Annotated in this window: 14 protein-coding genes; 1 reads left to right on the forward strand and 13 read right to left on the reverse strand. The window is 63.9% G+C overall.

Annotation, left to right across the window (positions count from 1 at the left end):
* Positions 1 to 21: 21 nt before the first annotated feature.
* The 13 genes from EYW47_RS31635 to EYW47_RS31695 all read right to left on the reverse strand — a co-directional run bounded on the left by EYW47_RS31635 (position 22) and on the right by EYW47_RS31695 (position 16,314).
* Positions 22 to 1,383: a TldD/PmbA family protein gene (locus EYW47_RS31635; RefSeq protein WP_133198750.1), complete on the reverse strand. Its 1,362-nt coding sequence runs from the start codon at positions 1,381 to 1,383 to the stop codon at positions 22 to 24.
* Positions 1,383 to 2,819 carry a TldD/PmbA family protein gene (locus EYW47_RS31640; RefSeq protein WP_133198751.1) on the reverse strand — a complete coding sequence of 479 codons (1,437 nt, stop codon included), beginning with the start codon at positions 2,817 to 2,819 and terminating at the stop codon, positions 1,383 to 1,385. The genes EYW47_RS31635 and EYW47_RS31640 overlap by 1 nt, the downstream gene beginning before the upstream one ends.
* Positions 2,816 to 4,456 (reverse strand): ABC transporter ATP-binding protein, encoded by a 1,641-nt coding sequence (locus EYW47_RS31645; protein WP_133198752.1) that lies wholly within the window; start codon positions 4,454 to 4,456, stop codon positions 2,816 to 2,818. The genes EYW47_RS31640 and EYW47_RS31645 overlap by 4 nt, the downstream gene beginning before the upstream one ends.
* Complete coding sequence (locus EYW47_RS31650; protein ID WP_133198753.1) at positions 4,456 to 5,568, reverse strand: ABC transporter permease; 1,113 nt, start codon at positions 5,566 to 5,568, stop codon at positions 4,456 to 4,458. The genes EYW47_RS31645 and EYW47_RS31650 overlap by 1 nt, the downstream gene beginning before the upstream one ends.
* On the reverse strand, positions 5,522 to 6,574 hold the full coding sequence (locus EYW47_RS31655) for a microcin C ABC transporter permease YejB (protein WP_133198754.1): 1,053 nt from the start codon (positions 6,572 to 6,574) through the stop codon (positions 5,522 to 5,524). Before EYW47_RS31655 ends, EYW47_RS31650 begins: the two co-directional genes overlap by 47 nt.
* Before the next feature lie 8 nt (positions 6,575 to 6,582).
* On the reverse strand, positions 6,583 to 8,469 hold the full coding sequence (locus EYW47_RS31660) for an extracellular solute-binding protein (protein ID WP_133198755.1): 1,887 nt from the start codon (positions 8,467 to 8,469) through the stop codon (positions 6,583 to 6,585).
* Positions 8,470 to 8,632: 163 nt separating this feature from the next.
* On the reverse strand, positions 8,633 to 11,428 hold the full coding sequence (locus EYW47_RS31665) for a TonB-dependent receptor (protein ID WP_133198756.1): 2,796 nt from the start codon (positions 11,426 to 11,428) through the stop codon (positions 8,633 to 8,635).
* Between the two features lie 243 nt (positions 11,429 to 11,671).
* Positions 11,672 to 12,247 (reverse strand): cupin domain-containing protein, encoded by a 576-nt coding sequence (locus EYW47_RS31670; protein ID WP_133198826.1) that lies wholly within the window; start codon positions 12,245 to 12,247, stop codon positions 11,672 to 11,674.
* 247 nt (positions 12,248 to 12,494) lie between these two features.
* Entirely contained in the window at positions 12,495 to 13,700 is a 1,206-nt protein-coding gene (locus EYW47_RS31675; protein ID WP_133198757.1) for a tetratricopeptide repeat protein, read from the reverse strand.
* 13 nt (positions 13,701 to 13,713) lie between these two features.
* Positions 13,714 to 14,142, reverse strand: a complete 429-nt coding sequence (locus tag EYW47_RS31680; RefSeq protein WP_133198758.1) for an ExbD/TolR family protein — start codon at positions 14,140 to 14,142, stop codon at positions 13,714 to 13,716.
* A gap of 20 nt (positions 14,143 to 14,162) precedes the next feature.
* A complete protein-coding gene (locus EYW47_RS31685; protein ID WP_028220784.1) occupies positions 14,163 to 14,588 on the reverse strand; it encodes an ExbD/TolR family protein in 426 nt (141 codons plus the stop codon).
* A gap of 14 nt (positions 14,589 to 14,602) precedes the next feature.
* Positions 14,603 to 15,535: a MotA/TolQ/ExbB proton channel family protein gene (locus EYW47_RS31690; protein ID WP_133198759.1), complete on the reverse strand. Its 933-nt coding sequence runs from the start codon at positions 15,533 to 15,535 to the stop codon at positions 14,603 to 14,605.
* A 77-nt stretch (positions 15,536 to 15,612) separates the two neighbouring features.
* Complete coding sequence (locus tag EYW47_RS31695) at positions 15,613 to 16,314, reverse strand: energy transducer TonB (RefSeq protein ID WP_133198760.1); 702 nt, start codon at positions 16,312 to 16,314, stop codon at positions 15,613 to 15,615.
* An 811-nt stretch (positions 16,315 to 17,125) separates the two neighbouring features.
* Here EYW47_RS31695 and EYW47_RS31700 point away from each other — a divergent pair.
* On the forward strand, positions 17,126 to 18,025 hold the full coding sequence (locus tag EYW47_RS31700) for a LysR family transcriptional regulator (protein ID WP_133198761.1): 900 nt from the start codon (positions 17,126 to 17,128) through the stop codon (positions 18,023 to 18,025).
* Positions 18,026 to 18,075 lie beyond the last annotated feature (50 nt).

Below are 18,075 nucleotides of genomic sequence, written 5' to 3' on the forward strand. Positions count from 1 at the left end.
CCGGGCGTGGGCTGGCGCGGGCTACAGCGTCAATTCGAACGACCTCACCAGCACACCCGGCAGTTTCATGCCGCCCGTCGCGCGCTGGCCCCATGTATCGTCGGAGAGGCGCAGCTCGGGTTGCGCGCCCAGGCGCTCGAGCCGCTCGCCCAGCAGACCGTACAGGCTGTCGTCGAAGCGCATGGCATCCACAGGCGCAACGATGCGGCCCTCTTCCACCCAGAACGTGGCGAAACGCGTCATGCCGGTCAGGCGGCAGCTCATGCGGTCCGAAAAATTCACGTACCACAGGTTGCCCACATAGAGCCCGGTGCCGAGCGCCGCGAGCACGTCCTCCTCCGCGAGATCGCCGCCCGCCATCGCAAGCGACGCAGGCGCCTCGTTCGCGAGCGCGCCGTTGGGCGTCAGGCCGTACTCGCGCGCCGTGCGGGCGTTCGTCAGCTGCGCGACGCTGCGCCCCTCGCGCACGAGCGGCACGCTCGCGCGCAGATAGCCGTCGTCGTTGAAGGCGGGCGTGATGCCGAGCTCCAGGTCCTCCGCAATCGAGACGCGCGCGTCGAGCGCGACCTCGCCGCCGTGCAGCCGATGGAGCGGGCTCTGCGAAGTCGCGTGCGCGCGCGCCGAAAAACCGCCCCACGCGGTCACGCCCAGCAGCTCTTCGAGCGCCGCTGGCGCGAGCCACGCGCGGTACTGGCCCGGACCCAGTGCACGCGGTGCGAGCGCGAGCACCGGCAAGCGCGCCGCCGCCTCCTGCACCTTGCGGGCAAACACCGCGTCGTCCCAGTTCTCGCCCGCGTAGCTCGTCTTGATCGCGCGTCCGCCCGGATGATAGAGCGACCAGCTGAAGCAGAAATTCTCGACTTCGTACCAGCCGCGGCTGCCGCCGCTCGACGCGAAACCACGCGAGACCGACCCGCCCGCGTAAAAGCCCACGAAATCGAGCCCGCGCGCGCATTCGGCCACCACGTGCACGAGCGCGTGTGGATCGCGCAGGCGCCCCGCGCGGCGCGTGGTGCGCTGCCACGACGTCGTTTCGTACAGCAGGTGCGGGTCGTCCGGGGCGTCGCGCAGGCCGGCGCGCAGCGTCTGCAGCGCTGCGCCCACCTCGCGCAGGTCCTGCCCGGCGTTGCCGCAGATGTCGAGCGTGGAATACGCCTGGCGCGCGCCGTCGATCAGGCGCAGCGTGAGCCGCCCCTGCGAGACCTGGCCCGTCTGCCGGACCTTGCCGCCGTTGAAGCGGATGAAATCCGACTGCTCGCCCGCGAACGACGTGAGCACCGTTTCGCCCTTGAGCAACAGCGCGTCGATCTCGCCCGCAAGCATCATGAAATGCGTATGCCAGTCCACGCTCGCGCGCGCGCTCGAGAAAAGTCTGTCGCTCATCAGGCGCCTCCGAACACGTCGACGTTGCTGAATACGCACGCGGGCGACGCGTGCCCTACGCGGATCACCTGCGCGGGCTCCCCCTTCCCGCAATACGGCGTGCCGTAGACCTCGCGCGTGCTTGCGTCACCCACCGCAGAGAGGCTGCGCCAGAAGCTCGCCGAAATGCCGCGATAGTTGGGGCGCTTCACGACCTGCGTGAGCTTGCCGTTCTCGATGAGCCGGCCGTATTCGCAGCCGAACTGGAACTTGTTGCGATGGTCGTCGATCGACCATGAGGTATTCGAAGTCATCAGGATGCCGTTCTCGATGTTGGCGATCATCGCGTCGAGCGTTTGCGAGCCCGGCTCGATATTCAGGTTCGCCATGCGGTCGATGGGCGGACGATTCCAGTTGGCCGCACGCGAGTTCGCCACGCCAGGCAGCCCCGCGCGCTGCTGCGAGAGCGCCCCGCCCAGCGGCCGCTCGAGCCTGCCGTTGCGGATCAGGTATTGCTTGGTCGCCGCGCTGCCATCGTCGTCGAACGCGTAGGTGGCGGCCTCTTCGCGCAGCTCGGGATCGAACGTCACGTTCAGCAGCTCCGAGCCGTACTGGTAGCTGCCGAACATCTCGGCCTTCACGAAGCTCCAGCCCGCGAAGTTGCGCTCGTCGCCGAGAATGCGGTCCAGTTCGAGCGGATGCCCGATCGACTCATGGATCTGAAGCATCATCTGGTCCGGCATCAGCAGCAGATCCCGCTTGCCCGACGGGCAATTCGGCGCCGCGAGCAGTTGCAGCGCCTCGTCGGCCACGCGCGCGCCCGCGCCTTCGAATCCGTGGCGCGTGAGGATCTCGAGGCCGCCCTGTGCGAGCGCGCCATGGTCGCCCGCGAGCGTGCGAACCTGCGTGTCGCCGTTGGCGTGCGCGGCCACGCTCAGGCCCGGCATCAGGTAGCGAAAGCGCTGCTCGATGCGCACGCCATCGCACGTGAGGTAGAGCTGGTCCGCGTGCGCGACGTGCATGCTCGCCACGCGCTCCACGATGCGCGCATCGAGATTCGCGGCCGTACATTGCTGCGCGAGGCGGTCCAGCCATTCGCTGCGCGCGGGCAGCGGCGTTTCCAGGTTCGGCGAGGCATAGCTGCCGCTCGCCGCAGGCCGGGCAAGCTCGCGATGGTCGATCAGCGAGAAGTTTGCGCTGGCCTGCGCCCGCGCCGTGGCGACGTCGAGCGCGCGCTGCAGCCCCGCTGCGCTCAAGTCGGCCGTGGCGGCATAGCCCGCGCCCGCGCCGGCCCATGCAGTCACCATGGCGCCGCGCTCGTGCACGGCGTGCAACGGCTGCACGACGTCGTTGCGCACGGCGTGGTTCTCGATCTGCTCATCCACGATGCGCAGCGACCAGAAGTCGGCGCCGCTCTTCAGCGCGCGCGCGGCCTGCGTCCAGCGTTCATCGATCATGCGAACTTCTCCTTGAGGTCCGGCGGCTGGGGTGGCTCCTGCAGCATCGAGGAAGCCAGCAGCGACTGCGTGTAAGGATGCGACGGCGCATGCAGCACGTCGAGCGTTTCCCCCTGCTCGACGATACGGCCCGCTTTCATCACGATCACCCGATGCGCCATCGCGCGCATCACGGCCAGATCGTGCGTGATAAACAAATAACTCAGCTTGTACTTCTTTTGCAAGCTCGTGAGCAGCGCCAGCACCTGCTTCTGGATCGAGACGTCGAGCGCGCTGGTGGGCTCGTCGAGCACCATCAGCTCGGGCTCGACCGCGAGCGCGCGCGCAATGGCGATGCGCTGGCGCTGGCCGCCGGAGAATTCGTGCGGGTAGCGCTGCAGCGAATCGGCCGGCAGGCCCACTTCCTCGAGCAGCGAGGCAATGCGCATGCGCCGCGCCGCACCTTCGACTTCGGGGCGATGCACGGCAAGCCCCTCGCCCACGATCTGCTCGATCGTCATGCGCGGCGAAAGCGAGCCGAACGGATCCTGAAACACCACCTGCAGGCGCGAGTACAGCTCGCGCCGCGCGCGCGCCGTGCGCTGCTCCGAGAGCGGGATTCCGTCGATGCGGATCTCGCCCGCCGCCGCCCCTTGCAGGCCCAGCACCGTGGCCGCGAGCGTCGACTTGCCCGAGCCCGATTCGCCGACGATACCGAGCGTTTCGCCGCGCCGCAAGCTCAGGTCCGCTTCGTGCACGGCCCGAAACGTTGCGCTGCCGAACACCGAGCGCCAGCCTTTGGCCGCCGTCCGGTAGTCCACGGCCAAACCCTTCACTTCAAGAATGGGGGGCGCGCCGGCTTCGATTGCCGCCACCTCGCGGCGCGGCTCGCTGTCGAGCAGGCGCCGCGTATAAGGGTGCTGGGGGTTAGAGAACAGCGCCTCAGTCGTATTCGTTTCCACGAGCACGCCCTTCTCCATCACCGCCACGCGCTGCGCGAAGCGCCGCACGAGGTTCAGGTCGTGCGTGATGAGCAGCACGGCCATGCCGCGCTCGGCGGCCTCCTGCTCCTGCAACTCGATCAGCAGATCGACGATCTGCTGGCGCACGGTGACGTCGAGCGCCGTCGTGGGCTCATCGGCGAGCAACAGACGCGGGCGGCACGCGAGCGCCATCGCGATCATCGCGCGCTGGCGCTGGCCGCCTGAAAGCTGGTGCGGGAAGCTGTCGATGCGGCGCTCGGGCTCGGGAATGCCGGTGCGGCGCAAGAGTTCGATGCCGCGCTCGCGCGCCGCGCGCGCGCTCAGACCCTCATGCAGGCGCAGGCTTTCGGCGATCTGCTTGCCCACCGTATAAAGCGGATTAAGCGCCGTCATGGGCTCCTGAAACACCATGGCGATATCGGCGCCGCGTATGCCGCGCATCTGCTGCTCGGTCTTTTGCAGCAGATCCTCGCCATTGAGCAGTATGCGCCCCGAAAGCTCGGCATGATCGACGAGACCCAGGATCGACAACGCCGTCACGCTTTTGCCCGAGCCCGACTCCCCCACGAGCGCCACACGCTCGCCGCGCGCAATCGAGAGGCTCAGATCGCGCACGGCCACCTTTTCGCCAAAGCGCACGCCAAAGCGCTCGATTTCCAGCAAAGGACGATTCATCACTTGCCTCCGCCGAATGCCGAGCCTTTACGGCGCGTGTCGAGGGCGTTACGCAGCGCATCGCCCATGAAGGTCAGCAGCAGCAGCGTGATCACGAGTGCCGCAAAAGCCGAAAGCGAAATCCACCACGCTTCGAGATTGTTTTTTCCCTCCTGCAGCAATTCGCCAAGGCTAGGCGTGGGCGGCGGCACGCCCAACCCGAGAAAGTCGAGACTCGTGAGCGAGAGAATCGCCGCGCTCATGCGGAACGGCAGGAACGTGATGACCGGCGTGAGGCTGTTGGGCAGTACGTGGCGCCACATGATCTGCCAGTTCGATAGGCCCATCGTGCGTGCGGCCTTCACGTAATCGAGCGAGCGGTTGCGCAGGAACTCGGCGCGCACGTAATCGGAGAGCACGAGCCAACCGAACATCGAAAGCAGGATGAACAGCAGCCATAGCGTGGGCTCGAAAATCGAGGCGAAGATGATGAGCAGATACAGGTCCGGCATCGAGCTCCAGATTTCGATGATGCGCTGGCCGATCAAATCCGTTCGTCCTCCGTAGAAACCTTGCACCGCGCCCGTGAGCACGCCCAGCGCGACGCCCGAGACCGTGAGCGCGAGCGCCATCAGCACCGAGAGCCGGAAGCCGTAGAGCAGGCGCGAGAGGACGTCGCGGCCGAACTGGTCGGTGCCGAGCCAGTTGCTGGCCGAGGGTGCGGAGGGATACGGCTGCGCCGCGAAATAGTCGATCGTGTCGTAATGGAAATGATTGGGCGGATAGACCGCGAAGTTGCCGTTCGACTCGAGCCGCTGCTTGATATACGGATCGAGATAGTTGGTCCTCGCGGGGAAGTCGCCGCCGAAGATCGTCTCCGGGTAGTCCTTCACGATCGGGAAGTAGTAGTGCCCTTCGTAGCGCACCACGAGCGGCCGGTCGTTGGCGAGCACCTCGCCAAACAGGCTGATCGCGAACAGCGTGACAAAGATGACGAGACTCCAGAAGCCGAGCGGCTGCGCGCGAAAGCGCAGCCAGGTGCGCCGCCACGGCGAAACCGACGGCGCATGTGCAACGGCGGAGGACTCAGCGGTCCAGGCGGTGGAACTGGATGCGGGGGTCGACGAGGACATAGCAGACGTCAGCAATGAGTTTGGTGATGAGGCCGATCAGCGTGAACAGAAACAGCGAGCCGAGCACGACGGGGTAATCGCGGCGGATCACCGAGTCGTATGAGAGCTGCCCCATGCCGTTCAAGGAAAACAGTGTTTCGATCAGCAGGTTGCCGTTCAGGAATGCGCCCACGAATGCGGCGGGCAGGCCCGTGACGAGCGGAATCGCCGCGTTGCGCAGCACGTGCTTCCACAGGACGTCGCGCTCGGGCGCGCCTTTCGCGCGCGCCGTGAGCACATACTGGCGGCCGATTTCCTCGAGGAAGGTGTTCTTCGTGAGGATCGTGACGATCGCGAAGTTGCCCACCACAGAGGCCGTCACCGGTAAGACGATGTGCCAGAGGTAGTCGAACAGCTTGCCCGTGAGGCTCAGGTCGGCGAAGTTATCGGACGTGAGGCCGCGCATCGGGAACACCTGCCAGAACGTGCCGCCGCCGAACAGCATCAGAAGCAGCACGCCCAGCACGAAGCCCGGCACCGCGTAGCCAGCGAGCACGAGCACGCTGGTCACCGTGTCGAAGCGCGAGCCGTTGCGCACCGCCTTCGCAATGCCGAGCGGCACCGATATCAGGTAGGTGAGCAACACCGTCCACAAGCCGAGCGTGATGGAGACCGGCAGCCTCGAGCGGATCACGTTCCAGACGCTGTCATGCTGGTAGTACGACTGCCCCAGATCGAAGCTCGCATAGTTCTTCAGCATGACGAAGTAGCGTGTGAGTGGTGGCTTGTCGAAGCCGAACTGCTTCTTGATCTGCTCGATCTGCTGCGGGTCCACGCCCTGGCTGCCGTGATAGCCGCCACCGCCCGAGCCGCCCTCGCCGCCGTGCGCGCTGCCGTGGCGCAACTGCGCCATGATCTGCTCGACCGGCCCGCCCGGCACGAATTGCGTCACGACGAACGTGAGCGTGACGACGCCGATCAAGGTCGGCACCATCAGCAACAGTCGTCGGAAAATATAGGCAAACATGGCACTCCTCAGTGGGCTGACGCTTGCACGGCCGGGGTGGGCTGTGCCGATGCTGGCTTGCGATACCAGTAGTCGATGGTCCAGTCCTCGGCCCCGTACGTTACCGGTATGGTTTTCGGGTAGGCGAAGGTGGTCTTGTAGGCGATGCGCGCGTTGGGTGCGTAATACTCGGGCACGAGGTAATACTCGTTCATCAGCACCCGGTCGAGCGCGCGCGTGGCCGCTTCGAGATCGTCGAGCGTATTCGCCGCCTGGACCGCAGCCACGAGCGCGTCCACGGCCTTCGAGCGCACGCCCGGATAGTTCTCCGAGCCCACCTGCGACGCTGCCGCCGTGCCGAAACGGCGCTCGAGTTCCGCGCCCGGAATCGTCACCGGGCTGTAGAGCCAGGTGGTCATGTCGTACTCGAAGTTGTCGAGCCGCTTCTGGTACAGCGCACTGTCGATCTCGCGCAGGTGCGCATTTATGCCGAGCGTGGCGAGCGCCTGCGTATAAGGCAGGATCACGCGGTCCATGCCCGGCTGGTCGTCGAGGATCTCGATGCTCATGGGCTCGCCTTCGGCATTGCGCAGCGCGCCGTCGCGATAGCGCCAGCCGGCCTGCGCAAGCAGATCGCGCGCCTCGCGCAAGTTGCCGCGCAGCGAATCGGGCGGCAACGTCGTCGGCTGCTCGAGCATCGGCCCGAATACCGCGGACGGCAGGCTCGCGCGGTACGGCGCCAGCAGCTGCAGCTCTTTATCTCCCGGCTTGCCCGTGGCCTGGAATGGGCTCTGCTCGAAATAGCTGTGAAGGCGCACGTACTGGCCGTAAAACATCATGCGGTTCATCCAGTCGTAGTCGAACGCCAGTGACAGCGCGTGGCGCACACGCACGTCCTCGAACATCGGCTTGCGCAAGTTGAAGAGCATGCCCTGCATCTGTGCCGGACCGTCCGCGAAATCGCCCTTCCTGAGCAAGCCGTTGCGGAAGTTCTTGCCCACGTACTTGCGCGCCCACTGCGTGGCGCTGTACTCGACGTGGATGTCGTCGTCGCCGGCCTTGAAGGCTTCGAGCTGCGTGTACAGGTCGACGTAGAGCTTGAACGTGATGTGCTCGAATCGGTACATGCCGCGTCGCGTCGGCAGATTTGCAGCCCAGTAGCTGGGGTTGCGGCGATACGCGATTTGCTTGTCGTTCTTGCGCCCGGCAATCAGATACGCACCGCTCGCAATGGGCGGCACGTTCGAGAGCTGGTCGAAGGGGATCGTCGTACCGTCCGCGCGCCGTGCCCATTTGGGCGAGAACACCGGCAAGTCGCCCGCGATCAGCGGCGCGTCGCGCTCGGCCCGGCGAAACTCGAAGCGGATCGTCTGCCGGTCCACAACGACTGCGCGCTTGATCACCGAGAATTGCGCGTTGAAGAGCGGCGAGGCCTGCGGACTCGTCAGCATATCGAACGAATACTTGACGTCGGCCGCCGTGATCGGATCGCCATTGGAAAAGCGCGCGGCCGGGTTGATATGGAAAGTCGCCGACGTCTGGTCGGGCGCAACCTCGACATTATCTGCAATCAGCGGGTATTCGGACGCGAGCTCGTCCCAGCTGCGCTGCATGAGCGTGTCGAACATCAGGTTCTGGATGTCCGGCGCCGGCGTGCCGCGCACGAGAAACGGATTCAGCGAATCGTAGCTCGTGAACTGACTGTAGTTCTGGAAATTCAGCGTGCCGTTGGCTGGCGCGTGAGGATCCGCATAGTCGAAATGCGTGAAGCCGGGTGGATACTTCGGCTGGTCGTACTGCGCGAGCGCCGTCGCGGCGAGGGCCGGCGTCTGGGCCGCCGCGAGCGTGCCGATGGCAACGGCCAGTGCGGGCGCTACGAGCGAGCATCGCAACAACCTCAACTTCTTCAATCTCATCGTCTGTCTGCATGAGGACGCGCGCCGGCGTGTGGCCGATGCACGGTTCTTTGGTTAGACGCGGCAAGGGTGTGCCGGCGTCGCTCGCTACCAGGGGACACATGCGAGTCAGGCCGCCACCGCCGCCTGACTCGCGTACTACGCACTGCTCATCACCTACCGATTAGAACTTGTACGTCGCTCCAATCTGCGCGAACCGGCCGATATAGTTGTACAGCGACGTATCGTAGCCAGTCTGGTTGAGCGCGCTGCTCGCAAAAACCGCATCGAATGGAGGCGTACGGTTGAAGATGTTGTTGATGCCGCCGTAGATCGTCCAGTGCTTGATGCCCGTATAGGTGACCATCAGGTTGAACTGGCTGTACGAGCCCACTTTGCCGGAAGGGAGCGTGGGCGCGGCTGCGGTAAGCGTCTCCGTATACGGGCCCGTGAACTCCCAAGTCAGGGCCGCGTTCCAGCCGTGGTAGGCCCAGTTCAGCGTCGTATTGCCCTTCCAGCGCGGGAAGCTGCCGCCGAACGGTTGCGAAAGCGTGAAGTTGTTGCCCGCACCGTTGATCGGGCCCGAAGGAAGACCGAGCTTGAACTGATTCACGTAAGCCCAGTCGCCCAGCAGCGAGAACGTACCGAGCTTCGTCGGCAGCGCCTGGCGGAACGTGCCTTCGAAGCCATTCGTGTCGAGGTAGCCGAGGTTCTCGTACGGGAACGTTTCGTAGAGAATCTGCCCCTGCGCGTTGGTCACCACCGACGACGGGCTAGCCGCTTCGCCGATGACGTGGTCGACGCGAATCTTGTACCAGTCGAAGCCGAAATCGGTCGTGCGCGTCGGCGACGTCTGGAAGCCAAGGTTGATGTTGCGCGTGCGCTCCGGCTGCAGGTCCGGATTGCCTTGCGTGATCGTCGTGACCGTGCCGTTGGACAACTGCTGGATGCCAAGCGTCTGCGAATTGCTGTTCTCGACGAACGTCGGCGCGCGGAACCCGCGGTTATACGAGCCGTACATCGTCAGTTGCTGGATCGGCTGGTAACGCAGTGCGAAGCGCGGCGAGAACGCACCGCCGAAGTCGCTGTAGTGGTCGTAGCGGCCCGACTGGCTGAACGTCAGGTTCCTGATGATCGGAATGTCGACCTGGTAGTAGACCGCCGCGACGTTGCGCTGACCGTTGACGGTCTCCAGATTCGGGTTGAGCACCGTGCCGTCCAGATACTCCGCACCCGGGTTGACGACTTCGCTCTCGTGCAGGAACTGCGCGCCGAAGCCAATGCCGATATCGCCCGTGGGCAGATGGTACAGGTTCGGCGTGGCTAGCGTTGCGTCAACCGTATCGAGCTTCGAGATGCCCTGGTTGTTCGCGTCCTGGTACAGGCCGTTCAGGCCATTGGGCGTCGAGGACGGATTGGCGAAGTTGAACGTGCCGTTCTGGAAGATGTTATTGAGCGCCGCCGTATTGAGCTGGTTCGTGTAGGTGTTCGAAACATTGCTCTGCGAGTGGCTGTACGAAGCCGACCAGTCCCAGTCGCCGGCCTTCGGCACCGTGAACGAACCGTGAATCCCCGTGGAAGCGCGCCAGTAATTCGCGTCGGTCTTTTCCGTCACGGTGTTCGGGAACGCGTAGGTGAGCGGCGTCGCGACCCCGAACGGGTTGTACGGACTGCCGGCCGGCACGGTGTTGTTGAACGGCGTCAGGCCGACGCCCGGGGTGTACGCCAGCGTCGGCTGTTGCGGACTGCCGACGATATTGTTCCAGAGACCGTCGTTGGTGGTCGTCTGGTTGTAGCTTTCCCACAAGTCGGCAAAGGCCGTGGTCGTATCGTCGATCTTGAAGTCGGCGTGGACCTTCGCACTCGCGCGCGTGGTCTCCGGCGCGATCGACATGCCGTTGGCCGTGTTGAAGCTGCAAACCGTGCCGCCCAGGCCCGCCGCCGCGCCGAGGAAGTTGCTCCCGGCCGGATGGACCGCACCGCCCCACGGACAGCCGCTCAACGCCTGCGCCGTGTTCGGGCTCGTCTGCCAGTAGGACGGCGCGAGCAGCGACAGGCCACCCGGCCTGTTCGTGAAGTCCTGCGCGGAGGTGGAGTCGCGGTCGGCCAGCGTCGAGCCCGTATCGTGATAGACGCTCGCCGATGCGGTGACGTTGAAGCGGTCCGCGTTGAGATCGCCAAAGCCTGCCAGCGCGCTGAACTTGGTCGTGCCGTTGCCGGCGCCATCGCTGATCGAGCTGCCGTAGCTGCCGTCGAGCTGAAGGCCGCGGAAATCGTGCTTCGTGATGATGTTGACCACGCCCGCAATAGCGTCCGAGCCGTATTGCGACACAGCCCCCGTCTTGACGATTTCGATGCGCTCGATATCGTTCAGGGGGATGGTGTTGAGGTCGAAGAAGCTGTCGGTGCTGTTCGAATAGAAGGCGAACGGCGCCACGCGTTGGCCGTCGACGAGCACGAGCGTGTACTTCTCGCTCAAGCCGCGCAGCGCGATACCGGCCGCGCCGGCGGCGAAGTTACCGGCCTGGCCTTCGCTCCAGCTGTTGGCCGAGTTGGCCGTGGTCGTGCGCAGGAAGTCGGCCACGCTTGTCGCGCCGCTATTCTGGATGTCTTTCTGGGTGACGGTCTGCACCTGCTGGAAGCCCGTCTTGTCCGATTGGCGGATCAGCGAACCGGTCACCTCGAACTTCTTCAACTGCTTCACGGGCCCGGTGCCAGCCGTGCCCGCGGCGCCCGCGTTACCCGCAGCGCCAGCCGGGCCGGCTGCCGCCGCGCCCGCGCCGGCGGCGGCTGCCGCAGGCGCAGTATTGCCGGGTTGCGAGGTCGCCGCCGGCGCCGAAGCGCTTTCCGGCACAGCAGCCGTGCCGACGTTGGCCGGCGGCTGGCTCTGCGCAAAAGCCGGCACTGCGATGGCCGCCGACAACGCCAGTTCAGCCCAGATTATTCTTCGAATGGCTAGCGCCAATGCCCTTTGTTTCACTTTTTCCCCTTCTCACTCGTCGGTCACGTCCACTTCGGTTACGCGAAGCAAGGTCTCGTGAACCCCGCCGCTCGATTTGACGACGCTGTCGCGCCGCGCCGGTTTTTCCCCGCCTTCAGCCACTTCACTACTGCAACATCCGCCCCTGTTGAGCCCTGCCCTGCGGAACCTCATATTTTTTCTTTATTCGCATACCTAACAAAATGCCTTGCTTCGCACGCAATACCGCGTTACGCAATCCAGCTAGAACAGCTTCGGCGTGCCAACCCACACGAACACGCTTTCCTCATCAGCGGTATTGACCCACGCATGCGGCACCGACGACTCATAGTGCGCGGTGTCACCGGCCTGCAGGACAAATGTCCTGCCTTCCAGTGTGAGCGACACCTCGCCGCTCATCACGTACATGAATTCCTCCACGGCGGATGTCATCACCGCCGCCGTCGTTTCTCCAGCCGGCATCCGGACGAGTTGCGCGTCGAGCAACCGGTTCGTGCCTGCGTTCGTGAGGCGGCCGAACTGGTTGGCCGAGCCCGCGAATCCGAAGAATTTCAGATCGCTGCGCTTGAGAACGGCCTGCTCTTCGTCCTGCGTTTCGACGAAATACTGCAGCGTGACGCCCATCGCTTTGGCAACACCCGACAGCGTCACGATCGAGGGCGTCGCCATCCCGCGCTCTACCTGTGAAAGGAACGGCTTCGAGACCCCCGACGCTGTTGCCAGGTCCTGCAGCGTGAGCTGGAGCCGCTGGCGCACCCCCCGAATCCTGTTTCCTATTGTTGCTGCTACAACGGCCTTGTTATCGAGTGGCGAAACCATAGCAAGCGAGAAATCACGCGTCAAAATGAGTTTGATATCGCCAAATTGTTTTCCCCCAGGCACGACACGCCCCCACCGCTCGACTTCTCGGGCCGACGCCTCATGACGGAAATGCTCCGACCGGCACGCTGCCGCGGTCGATTTGGAGTCCTTATCCAACTTCGTGCTTTTCGGCACCTCAAGCGACACCTCCAGTGGCGCCTCCCCCGGCGGCGGCCGAAGTGCCGCCGCGCACCACGCTCATGCACTACGACTTCGATGCCACCAGAATCCAGAGTTGGGCGAGATCGGCGCTGCCGTCGCTGCCTTTGACTGCCTTGAACGCCTGTACGGCAAGCGCCTTCTGCCCCGCGGCGTAATACGCCTCGCCGAGGCGCAGCTGTGCGAGATCCGGATGATCGAGGCCGCCCTTCGCGATGAGCGCTTCCATCGTCGCTAGCCCCTGCTTTGCTTGACCCGCATAGACCTGATTGAAGGCGGCGTCGAACGGCGCGACCGGGTTGGCCGGATCGGGCCCGGCCTGCGCGCGCTTCGCCGCGAGCGCCTGCAGGCGGTGTTCGCGATCGGCGCCGGCGTCGTGGCCCAGCGCGCCCGATGCGAAGCCCTGGTCGATCACCTGCTTGCCTTCAGCCGTCGATCCCGCAACGATCGCCAGCTGTGTCATCTCCATGTAGTCGTTGGCGCTGGCAAGCGACCCCGTCGCACGACGCAGGCGGTAGGTATCCAGATCGAGCGCACCGAAATAGCCAGGCTCGCTGCGGATCGCGTGCAGCAAGTCGTCCCAGTACGATTGCTTCGGGTGATAAGCGACGAGCTTTTCGAGCGCGCCGCGATAAGCCACCTGATTGTTCGCATGCTGTGCGCAGGTGCCCAGCAATTGCAGCTGAGCCTCGTCTGGCGTATGTCCGCTGCGCACCTGGGCGTCCGCGCTCGCATTCAGCAGGTGCACAGCGCTCGCGTAGTCGCCTGAGAGGTAGTACGACTCGACCAGCAAGGTGGCCATCTGGGGATCGCCGCCGCCCGCCTTCTGGTAGCGCTGCGCGACCTTGATCGCCTGGGCATAGTTCTTCTGCTGGAAGTAGATACCCGCGAGCGCCGCCGTCGTGCGCTGCTCGTCCTCGCCCTTGAGCTGGCCGCTCGCAAGCAGCGACTCCCACGCCTGCGCCGCCACGCCGTTCTGCCCCGCCGCCATGGCTGCGGCGCCGCGCATCTCCTCGACCATGTACGTTTCGTACGGCGTCTTGTTCGGCACGGCCGCGGCTTGCGCGATCTTGCTGAGCGCCTCGTCGTAGTGGTGCGCGCGGTACAGGTTCTGCGCATCGTTCAGCGGCCTGGCCACGTCGGGACGCAGTGTGTCCGCAGCATGCGCCGCCACCGGCAGCACGGCCAGCGCCGAGAGGCCACTCACTGCAAATGCGACCGCCACTCTTTTGAATCGATCAGGAATGCTCATCGCCTTGTGTTCCTCACTGCATGTACTGCTCGTTGCCGATCAGGCCGATCTTCGTTGCGCCTTCGCGCTGCGCCGCCGCCATGACTTCGGCCACGTCCCTGTACGGCGCGAGCCGGTTCGGACGCAGGTGGATCTCCGCCTGCACGGGCTCAGCCGCGACCTGCGCGAAGCGCTGCTCGAGCGCCGCCTGGTCCGGTACGAGGGTGCCATTCCAGGTGGTGGTGCCGTCGAAGTCGATATCGATCTGCACCACCTCCGGCTGTACGGCCGGAGGCGGCGGGTTGCCCACTGGCAGATTCATCTTGACCGCGTGCATCTGGATCGGAATGGTGATGATCAGCATGATCAGCAACACCAGCATCACGTCGATCAACGGCGTGGTGTTGATATCCACCATCACTTCGGGTTCGCTGCCGCCACCCGACGATACATTCATGCCCATAACCGCCCCCTCTTTACCCTTTAACCGCCGCGCGCAGGCGGCTCCGTAATGAATGACACTTTCGCGATCCCGGCGCGCTCGCAGGACGTGATCACGCGCCCGATGAACTCGTAACGTGTGCCCTGGTCGCCGCGCACGTGCACCTCAGGCTGCGGCTGCTGCTCCGAGACCGACTTCAGGCGCGCGAGCAGCGTCGGACCATCCACCAGCGTCTCGTTCCAGAAGAAGTCGCCATCGCGGTTCACTGCGATCTCGATGCTCTTCGGCGTTGTCTGCAGCGGCTGCACCGTCTCCTTGGGCAACTGCAACGGCACGGTGTGCGTGACCACTGGAATCGTGATCAGGAAGATGATCAGCAAGACCAGCATCACGTCGACGAGCGGCGTGGTGTTGATGCTCGAGATCACCTCGTCGTCGCCGCCTTCCCCTCCAACGCTCATGGCCATGGCGTGCCCCTCGCTCAGTCGGCCATCACGGCGCGCGGTGCGGTGCGCGCGGCGCGCTTGCCGCCGGCCAGCAGGACCGTGTGCAGTTGCGCGCCGAAGCCGCGCACACGCTCCATCACCGCCTTATTGCGACGCACGAGGAAGTTGTAGCCGAGCACGGCCGGCACGGCCACACCCAGACCGATGGCCGTCATGATGAGTGCTTCACCCACCGGGCCCGCGACCTTGTCGATCGAAGCCTGGCCCGCGATGCCGATGGCGGTCAGCGCGTGATAGATGCCCCAAACCGTGCCGAACAGGCCAACGAACGGCGCGGTCGAGCCCACGGTGCCAAGGAACGCGAGGCCGTCCTGCATACGGTTCGACACGTTGGTGATGGCGCGCTCGACCGAGACGTCGATCCACGTATTGCGGTCGACGGCTTCGAGCAGCGCTTCGTCGTGATGCGCACCGGCCTCGATCGCGGTTTCGGCGATGAAGCGGAACGGCGACGATTCCTCGAGCTGCTTCGCGCCATCGGCGAGCGACGACGCGCTCCAGAGCTGCTCATCCGCACGCTTCGCACGGCGATTGGCACGGAACTGCTCGAAGAACTTGGTGATCATGATGTACCAGCTGCCCATCGACATCACCACGAGCAGCAACAGCACGAAGCGCGCGACAAAATCGCCGTTCTTCCAGAGCGCGCCGAGGCCATACGGGTTCGTGACGGTCTCGGAGGTCGCCGGTGCGGGCGGCGGTGCGGGCTGGTCCGCGGCCGCGGCGGATGCCGGTGCCGCTAGCGCCGCGATGGCCGGCGCCGATGCGGCGGCGATCGCGCTCGCCGACGCGGCGGCAGTGGCGTCGCTAGCCTGCGCGTTGGCAAGCTGCGGAGCGACAAAGGTATCGACCGTGGCTACGGCGATCAACATGCTGGCCGCCAGTGCGGCGTAGGAACGCTTTTTCATGCCTGCTCCAGTTCATCCGTTGAACTTCTAAAACCTTGGGTAGTGACTCGCCATCCGTTACGTGAAGTCCGTGCGTATCAGTTGAGACTGAACGAGAACGGAACTTGCACGCGCACCGGCTGACCCTGCGAAATGCAATTGAACCTCTTCACTGCGTTGAATGCGGCAGCGTCGAGGCTGTCGTCGCTGGCCGACTGCGCCACGCGTTCATTCGTCACGTGGCCTTGCGGGTCCACGACGAATTCGATAAGCACGTCGCCGGTCACGCCGTTTTCCTGTGCCTCCTTCGGATAGCGAATCGACGAACGGATCTCGTCCGAGTTCGGGCACACGACGCCGACTTCGTGACTCACGGGCTTCGCCTGCACGGGTGCGGGAGGCGCGGGCGGCGCGGTGACCGGCGCGCTCACGACGGGTGCAGCCTGATGCGTGATGGTCGCCTGCGGCGGCGCCTGCACCGGCACTTCGGGCGGCGGCACGAACGGCGGGGGCGGCGGCGCGAACTTAGGCGGCGGCAACTGCACAGTGGGCAGCGGCGGAGGCGGCGGCGGCTTCACCGGCTCGATGATCTTCGTTTCAATGGGATGCTGGATGACCTGCACGACCTTGGTGGCGAGCCCATTGACCAACGCGTAGATAAGCACGGCGTGCAGGACCACGACTGCCCCAATCCCACCGTAGCGGCGCATGGGGTTTTGCTGCTTGCGTCCGAACTCGCGCGGACGGCCAGGCCCACCCGAGCGCGCGCCACCGGCTGGCACTTCCACTTGCACTTTCATCACCACCTTCGCTCCCTCGGGCGCAGCGCGCCCAAATCGTGGCCGCAGCGAATCCGTGTCATTGCATGACCGTCCGCCTGACAGAACCGGTTAAAGCCTTAAATTCAATCGGACTACGAACCATATACGTAAAAACCCCACGTGAAAGCGGCGGGGCTACTGCGCGACGCACGCAGCCTTGCCGAGCGGCACGATATAAGTAGTTCTACTAATTCAATATCGTGCACGCTCTGTATCATCCGGCCAAACAATAAGCCCGTATTGCCTGTCGAAACATCCCGCTGGATGTCGGACAAGCAGTGGCGTGTTTCATTTTTGTTTCAGCGCATCGAAAGATAGCAAAACAAAAAGCAGTTAAGCAAACTTTTTTTGATGTCAGAAAACGTTGTTTAGAGCATTAACTCTAAAGCCTGAAGACCCAGCACCACAATGGTTCCAGCGCTTCTGCATCATTAGTCAAAATGGTGCAAACGCACATAAATTACAAATCTATAACTGATTTATTTACAGATCATTTCTGTTTATTTCAAATTTATAGATTCGCGGTGAAAGGCCATCGAAATTGCAAGATTCCCGACAATTGCCGGTTTGCGCAAAGCATCGCGAGTGACGAGCCGTTGGTCGACACCCTCGCCCAGCATCGCCTATGTACCGTTCAGGCCGCTGGGCGAGCCAGGGACCTTACACTTATCCGCTGAACGGCGAGCCTGAGCTTCAAATGACCCAACGAGGACACTTCGGCACAGGCGATAGTCGAGAATGTGAGTAAAGCCCAGCATGCAATCTACGACCGCGACAAGACCACAACGCCATGGACAAGATCTCCGCAATGAAGGTGTACGTGAAGGTAGTCGAAGCGACCAGCTTCACCGGAGCCGCCGAAGTACTGCACGCGTCGACAACTCACGTGACCCGTATGGTTCAAGCTCTTGAGCAGGATCTCGGCGTGAAGCTGCTTAACCGCACGACTCGTCGAAGCAGGCCGACAGATGCCGGCCTTCGCTACTACGAGCGTTGCGTGGCGCTTCTTCGGGATTTAGACGAAATGGATGCCGATGTTCAGGCTTCCAGGGGAAGCCAAAGCGGCATAGTCCGCGTCAGCATGCCGGCGTTAATCGCGAAGTCGAGCGTTATCCCGGAACTGCCAAAATTTTTCGCCAGTAATCCAGATATTCGGCTGGACATCAGCATTGCCGATCAGCACCCCGATCTGGTTGAAGAAGGGCTGGACTGCGCCCTGCGCGTGGGACCTGTGAGCGATCTTGGACTGGTCGCGAAAACAGTGGGACTTTACAAAACACTAACGTTCGCTTCACCCGACTATATCCAGCACCATGGCGAGCCCATCACGCCGGAGGACCTCCGCGATCACATCGGCATCAGTTACGTCACGAAGTCAGGCCGCATCAGAAATTGGGAATTTCTTGAGGACAACGAGGTACGTTCAGTTTCGCTGAAGAGCACGGTCCTGGTGAACGACCAGGATGCCTATGTGGCATGCGGACTTGCGGGCATTGGTTTGATACAAGGAAGCACCTTGATACTCGACGCTCATGTGCGAGCCGGCCGATTACGCAAAGTTCTGAGGGACTATCCATTGAGTCCCCGCCCTCTGTCCATCGTGTATTTGCCGAATCGAACCAAGCCAAAGCGGGTAGACATTTTTATCGACTGGTTAGTCGATCTGTATTCGGCTCACCTTGCCGACTGAAGCTAGCTCGCATATCGACGGCTCCAGGCGGGTCAGCGAGCGTGAGCACC

It is taken from the genome of Paraburkholderia silviterrae (genome assembly GCF_004353915.1).
Classification (GTDB): domain Bacteria; phylum Pseudomonadota; class Gammaproteobacteria; order Burkholderiales; family Burkholderiaceae; genus Paraburkholderia; species Paraburkholderia silviterrae.